Below are 801 nucleotides of genomic sequence, written 5' to 3' on the forward strand. Positions count from 1 at the left end.
GGATCAGCGCAAGGCGTTTATGACGGTATTGCAAAGTGTGCCATCGCAACCGGGCAGCGTGCCGCCAGCACTCAGTGACGATCAGAAAAAACGGTTGGGCCCTTTTGCCAACGATTACGCCATTTTAACCACTTTTTCCCAGCAGTTGCGGCAAAGCATGGCGGTGAGTTTGAAGCCGTTACTGGAGCACGTTTCTCAGATTCGTGTGCCGCAGGATTATTTGACGCAACGTGACGGCGTACGCAGTGCTGTCGGCGCGATAAACCTGCTGGGGCAACAGGTACAGGCGGCAAAAACCCAGGCAGATTCAGCCGGGCGTAACCTGAGCCAGCCGCAAGAGATTCAAGTGCTGTATGAGCGCGTTTACTCGCAGGTGGTAAGCCAACCGGCGTCGGCATTGGCAAACGTGGTGCCGACCGCTGCCACGCTGGCCCAGCAGTTGGCGCAGGTGGGCGACTTCCTTCAGGCCCAGGGCAAGCAGGTCACTTTTGTGGGAAATCAGGTGCAGTTTGAAACGGCACAGCAGGCGGCGCGTTACAACGCATTGATTACGCCTCTGGCGACGCAGCAGCGCGATTTAATGAACGGATTACAACCGCTATTGCCGTTGTTGAAACCATCGCTATAAGGCAATAACGCACGGCGGTGATGATATTTAGTGATTTGAGTCACACAATTAAAACAAAATCACGGCATTGTAATGTGATTAAGATCACATTGTGCTGCCGTTAATGCGGATGATGATGCGCCGAATTGACCGCATTCGGTGATTTTATGTGAACTCAGTCACTAAAATGTAGC

At 52.9% G+C, this 801-nt stretch carries 1 protein-coding gene; it reads left to right on the top strand.

Translation table 11 applies throughout. The features are described 5' to 3' along the window. Positions 1–628: DUF3053 domain-containing protein (locus tag J5224_RS31880; RefSeq protein ID WP_264628969.1), on the top strand; the 628-nt coding region annotated here is incomplete at its 5' end. Positions 629–801 lie beyond the last annotated feature (173 nt).

The organism is Candidatus Symbiopectobacterium sp. NZEC135 (genome assembly GCF_025962695.1).